Genomic DNA, 5,451 nt, shown 5'->3' on the forward strand with positions numbered 1-5,451 from the left:
CCGGCCGTCTGTCCGGTGCGGAACTGGGCGGCCTGGCGCGATGCCGCGCAGCTGCGCTGGGGCGCGGCGTTCCGGGGGATCGATGCGCATGGCACGGTCGGGGATCCGCTTTCGGTGCCGGGGTTCCGGTTCGTGCTGGACCGGGCGCTGGGACGTTCCGATCACCCGCCCCACCGGACACGGTGGACAAAATCCGGGTCCCCGCCAGAGTCCTCAGTCCGGACCGCGGCGCGTCAACGCATGTTGAGACCGACGCCGGACTGGATCCGGACGACGCTCACGGTAAGCGGCCCGGTAGATGCAGTGGCCCGGTTCCGGGTGGCGGCCCGGGGACCGGGGATCATCCCCTGGCAGGTGGATTTTGACTACGAACAGGCCCGCCTGCTGGCGCCGATGGCGGGAAAGGGGGCGCAGGCGGTGACGCTGGCCCGGCTGCTGCGCCAGGCATCCGAACGCCTGCATCGGATCGCCCTACAGCATCAGGCGGCGGCCACGCCCGCCTGTGCCTTTGACCTGCACCGGCTGGTGCCGGTTCCCGGTCCCATTCTGGAAGCCGGGTCGGACTCCCGCGCGGCGGCAGCTTGGCTGCAGGCGCAGTGGGGCACGCCGCTACCGTTGCGCCGGGTGGAGGTCGAAGCCCCGCGCGACCAGCGCATCCGCCGCAGTGCCCGGCTGGTCTACAACTTCTGGTCGGCGGAGTGGACGCCGTGGCAGGCGCTGGAGCGGGTGCGGACGGGGTGGACAGAGCTGGTTTTCAACATCCGGCCGCAGTACGCGCGCGCTGATGCTGGAGAGACTGCTGATGCATCTGGATGAGGACGAAGACCGGGATGATCCGCCGCGTTGGCTGCCGCGCCCGGTTGTGCCCGAGTTCCATGTCGAGGGGTTTGACGGGCCGTTGGACCTGCTGCTGGATCTGGCGGAACGGCAGCGTCTGGACCTGGGCGTGCTGTCCATCGTGGACCTGGCGGCCCAGTTTGTCGAGGAGGCGGAACGACTGGCCCGCACGACGCCGCTCATGCAGCGTGCGGACTGGGTGATCTGGATCGCCCGGCTGGTGTTCCTGCGCTCGCGGCGGCTGTTTGCCACGCAGGCGGAAAAACAGCTTGCCGAAAAAGAGGCGCGCCGGACGGTCGGCCAGATCGAGGGGCTGCTGGAGATGCGCGCGGCGGCGGACTGGTTGGAGGCGCGACCGCAGCTTGGCATATCGGTTTTTGCGCGAGGCGGGCCACGTGCGGATAGCAGTGTTTCTGCACGGCAGGTGACGTATTTCAGTCTGATGGAAGCCTGTCTCACTGCGCTGGAACGGGAATTGGTGAGGGTCGAGACATCGGATCCGATCTATCGGATCGATGTGCCCTCTTACTGGCGTGTGACCGATGCATTGATCCTTATGCGTGAGAAAATAAGGAACGGGACCTTCCGCAATATATGGGAAGAGTGCATACCCCCGATGGACTTAAATGGGCCGAACAAGACCATTGCCCGTCGAGCGGCTGTGGCGGCGATATTTGTGGCTGGCCTTGAACTGGTGCGACAGAAAGAGGCATTGATTGAAAATGTCAGTTTTCCAAGCTGTGATCTGCGTGTACTCACCATAACAGGAATATCCGTTCGATAGGCGCGGGTAGATCGCTGATATGGTCTGATACGCGTGATTGCTCTTTCAGATATGTTTTTAAGAACGTTTCCGGAACACATGTGTGGACATGTGAATGTTCTGGCGCCATCATGGCGCCATGAGCCATACTACAGAAAATTCGGGAGTTCGCGCGATGGACCGGTTCAATCTGCGTCTCTCTACGGAGACGTTTGGTGCGATTGACGACGCGCGCGCAAAAAGGGCTGGAAGAGTGTCTCGTAACACTTGGATAGCGGAAGCGATTGAAGAAAAGCTCGCGCGTGAGGTGGTATCGTTACAAGAAGATGCTGTCAGGTCTGCAGCCAATGCCTAGCTTTTACGAATTTTTTGCTGGCGGCGGGATGGCCCGTGCGGGACTGGGGGCCGGCTGGACGTGCTTGTTCGCCAATGATTTTGATCATAAAAAAAGTCTGAGTTATCAGGCCAACTGGGGGACGGGAGGAGAATTGCGGGTTGGGGACGTCAATGATGTCCGTGTTGAAGACTTACCTGGTGTTGCGGATCTCGTATGGGGTTCATTCCCGTGCCAAGATTTGTCGTTGGCTGGAGGGGGCGCAGGTCTCAAAGGAGAGCGTTCTGGCACCTTCTATCCTTTCTGGAATGTCGTGAGAGAGCTCGTTTCAGAGGGAAGAGCCCCGAAAATTATAGCTCTTGAAAATGTCATTGGCACGCTGACTTCTCATGGGGGACAGGATTTCGACGCTATCTGTCGGACTTTTGTCGAGACCGGATATCGGTATGGAGCGCTCGTAATCAACGCCTCATTGTTTGTGCCCCAGTCACGTCCTCGCTTGTTCATGATCGGGGTGCATAAGGATGTGGAAATTCATCCTTCATTGTTATCTCCTGAACCGCTTGACCCGTTTCACACCAATGGATTGAAGAGGGCTGTTCAGGGAATATCAAAAAAGGCGCAAACTCAATTTTTGTGGTGGAATATCCCCACTCCATCGCATCGGCATACAACTTTCGCTGATCTGATTGAGGAAGCGCCTACTGGAGTGCCTTGGCATACAGCCAGCGAAACCGAAAGATTGATTTCGATGATGTCCGCCACCAATCTTGCCAAAGTAAATGCTGCAAAACGTGCGGGCAGGCGCATGGTGGGAGCCATCTATAGACGAACACGTCTTGATGAAAACGGGGCGAAGGTTCAGCGTGCTGAAGTGCGGTTTGACGATATCGCTGGTTGTCTTCGGACGCCGGCAGGAGGTTCAAGCCGTCAGACGATTATTGTTGTTGACGGCCGGAAGGTTCGGTCGCGGCTAATCTCCACTCGTGAAACAGCAAGGCTGATGGGGCTCGAAGATCATTACAAGCTGCCTAAGAATTATAATGAAGCTTATCACCTGACAGGGGATGGCGTAGCTGTGCCTGTCGTTCGTCATCTGGCGCAGCATATCCTGGAACCGCTACTTGGCATGGTTTCCGAAGGGAAACAGGAAGCGGCATGACCATTATTCCCTGTAAACAGAACAAGGGATTGCGCGATCAAATCGAGAGATTTGCCGAAACACTTAAAACAGAAGCGCATAAACTTGGCGATCATGGTTTAGGTGAGCGAGAGTTCTATCAGTCTGGTTTGTTCCGTGGCGCGATAGAGCGTGTCCGTGGCCAGTTTTCGGCCACTATGCGTGGCAAACGAGAGTTTGTTCAGCATGCGCTGAATCATATGGAAGACGGCGGTTTTATTGCTGGATGGGATCTGACAGATAATGCAAACCGTAATGATTATATTGTTCGTCTAAATAGCGGACGTGTTGCTGTTATTGACCTTAAGGGCTGTCTTGATGGGAATAACACGAATATTTTTGAACGACCGCCACTCGCTGATGAGTTTGTGATCTGGAGTATCTGTTCCAATCCTGGTGCAGATCCTCAACGAAACGCTTGGTCGGGCATTCACACACGTCTTAGCGCTGAAATGATTGCGCGGAACCAGCGGGTGGATGGGGTGCTGTTGTGGGATATGGTTTGTGCGACAATTGGTAGACCTTGCCCAAAATCCGTAGACGGTGATCGGTTGACCAATCTTGGTCCTTTTTGTGTGCCTCCTCCGTGTATCTATCTGTTTCCTGAGAATATCCCTTCAATTTCTATTCCTTTCGTTAAAGGACGGGATATTGGAGAAGTTGAAATTCTCGCGGCTTTTAATGCTGCTTTTGGTGGATATGCCGAGGAAATCCATCATGTCGACTTTCGGATGGAAATGCGAGGAAGTGAGTTGATGCGTCAGACAGTTGTGCGACGTGCTGGCACGATAGAACAGGTCTCAGAAATGACGGCAATTCGACGAGTTGAGAAAGATTTATGATGTTATCACAACGAGCAGTATTGGCGGCGTTTGACGATGATTATATTGGCTTGTCAAAAGGGTCTTTATCTCTTGCTCTGATCCTAACGAGGAATGCGGCATCGAAGCAGTTCCCGTTAGATAAAAATTCGTTCGTAACAACAAAAGGTGGGCAAGTCGCCGGATTGGGCGGTGGGGCGGTAAAGAAAATACTTAAAGACCATGGCATTGAGCGTATTCTCTCTAGTGAAGGGGGTAGAACCAGTCGAGGGAATATGGAGAGAATGAATGCATACATTGATGTTTTAAACGATCTGCATTCTCACAATTTATTGGATTTAGACGCTGCGGAGAAATATTGGGTAGAGCGTGCTCAGGCGTATTTTGACGCTCTTCCGTTTACTTTCAAACTTGATCCATCACGCTCTTTACGGGCTTGTGTAAGAGATCTTTTGGCGCAGGCCGTAGAACGTCAACGTGAGGTTTCCGGCACCATGTATGCGGGCGCTGTTATGCAGCATCTGGTCGGAGCCAAACTAGATATGATCACAAAAAGTAGTATTCGTCATCACGGTTTTTCGGTTGCGGATGCGCCATCTAATCGCTCAGGAGATTTTTTGATCGGAGATGTGGCTATTCATGTCACAACTGCGCCTGGAGAAGCGCTTATTCGGAAATGCCAGGACAATCTCAGTTCCGGTTTACGTCCTCTTATTGTGACTACAGAAGATGGGGTAGGTGGCGCCAAAGCACTCGCCAAGCAGGTTGGAGTAGACGATCGCCTTGATATTATTGAAATCGAGCAATTTTTAGCGACGAATGTTTATGAGTGGAGTACCTTTGAACGGGACGCCAGACAGACGGCGGTGAGGGATATTATCGATCATTATAATAAAATTATCGCCGAGTGCGAGAGCGACCCAAGCCTCAGAATTGAATTTGATGGATGAAAGTAGATCCTGTTCGTTCACGAACTATGAGGGCAGTTAAGTCGAAGAATACGAGCCCGGAATTGGTGGTAAGAAAGCTTATCCATGCAATGGGATACAGGTTTCGGCTCCATCGTAAAGATCTCCCTGGCACTCCAGATTTGGTTTTCCCAGGTCGAAAAATGGCTTTATTCGTAAATGGATGCTTTTGGCATGGACATGATTGTCAACGAGGAGCACGGATTCCGAAAAATAACGTAGAGTATTGGACAAAAAAAATTGAACGCAATCGCGCACGAGATAAGGAGACGTTAATCTCCTTGCAAAAGTTGGGCTGGCGTGTCCATGTTGTATGGGAATGTGAACTTAAGGATCATGAACGCCTTCAGGCTGATATTCAGGCGCTCATGGAAGAATAAGACGATATAATATTTTAGAATGAGGGGAGATCATGGCGCGTATGCAAGACACCACATTACTCTTTGATAGTCGTGTAAAATGTTTTTCGTTGATGACGGCCTTAAAAATAGGCGATTATCTCAAGCTAGGGCCTGTTAGGCCTTGATATAGTCTGCTGTAGCCGCGAT

The 5,451-nt window shown here is 53.3% G+C and carries 5 protein-coding genes and 1 pseudogene; all 6 read left to right on the forward strand.

The annotated features are described in order from the left end of the window. A pseudogene (locus B7449_RS12170) lies at window positions 1-816 on the forward strand (transposase); the annotation flags it as partial. Continuing rightward, on the forward strand, window positions 803-1,621 hold the full coding sequence (locus tag B7449_RS12175) for an aromatic-ring-hydroxylating dioxygenase (RefSeq protein ID WP_048883654.1): 819 nt from the start codon (window positions 803-805) through the stop codon (window positions 1,619-1,621). The pseudogene B7449_RS12170 and the gene B7449_RS12175, both read left to right, overlap by 14 nt. Before the next feature lie 263 nt (window positions 1,622-1,884). Next, on the forward strand, window positions 1,885-3,096 hold the full coding sequence (locus tag B7449_RS12185) for a DNA cytosine methyltransferase (RefSeq protein ID WP_235721324.1): 1,212 nt from the start codon (window positions 1,885-1,887) through the stop codon (window positions 3,094-3,096). Beyond that, window positions 3,093-3,956 (forward strand): hypothetical protein, encoded by an 864-nt coding sequence (locus B7449_RS12190; protein ID WP_082084846.1) that lies wholly within the window; start codon window positions 3,093-3,095, stop codon window positions 3,954-3,956. The genes B7449_RS12185 and B7449_RS12190 overlap by 4 nt, the downstream gene beginning before the upstream one ends. After that, window positions 3,953-4,885: a DUF4928 family protein gene (locus tag B7449_RS12195; protein ID WP_048883655.1), complete on the forward strand. Its 933-nt coding sequence runs from the start codon at window positions 3,953-3,955 to the stop codon at window positions 4,883-4,885. Before B7449_RS12190 ends, B7449_RS12195 begins: the two co-directional genes overlap by 4 nt. Then, window positions 4,882-5,283 (forward strand): very short patch repair endonuclease, encoded by a 402-nt coding sequence (locus B7449_RS24315; RefSeq protein WP_039736298.1) that lies wholly within the window; start codon window positions 4,882-4,884, stop codon window positions 5,281-5,283. The genes B7449_RS12195 and B7449_RS24315 overlap by 4 nt, the downstream gene beginning before the upstream one ends. Window positions 5,284-5,451 lie beyond the last annotated feature (168 nt).

Source organism: Komagataeibacter intermedius TF2 (assembly GCF_000964425.1).
Classification (GTDB): domain Bacteria; phylum Pseudomonadota; class Alphaproteobacteria; order Acetobacterales; family Acetobacteraceae; genus Komagataeibacter; species Komagataeibacter intermedius.